The organism is Agrobacterium sp. CMT1 (assembly GCF_037203725.1).
GTDB classification, from domain to species: domain Bacteria; phylum Pseudomonadota; class Alphaproteobacteria; order Rhizobiales; family Rhizobiaceae; genus Agrobacterium; species Agrobacterium pusense.
In genome coordinates this window covers 1-255 of the sequence record NZ_JBBCAR010000034.1, presented here as the reverse complement: position 1 = coordinate 255, position 255 = coordinate 1, and the positions used below count along the sequence as shown (strand labels likewise).

Sequence of the window (255 nt, the reverse complement as noted above, 5' to 3'; positions counted from 1 at the left end):
CAGCACAGGATGCCATCGACGGCCTCATAGCCGCCCAGATGGAGCTGGCGACGGTCGCGTACAAAGACACGCGGAAGCTTGCCAGAGAACTGTCTGTCGAGCTCGGCGAGGCGAGGGCTGAATACAAGGAAGAGATCCAGCTTGCTGTCAACGAAACCATGGCCGTCGCGGGCAAGGTCGAAACACTGACGGCGGCGCTAGGTGGTAGCTCAGCCTTCGTCAACGTGGCCTGGGCTGCTGTTGCTGCTCCATCAG

General features: G+C 61.2%; 1 protein-coding gene. It reads left to right on the top strand.

The features are described from left to right. Window positions 1-255, top strand: a 255-nt coding sequence (locus WA845_RS25230; RefSeq protein ID WP_337322844.1) for a hypothetical protein, incomplete at both ends; no start/stop codon positions are given.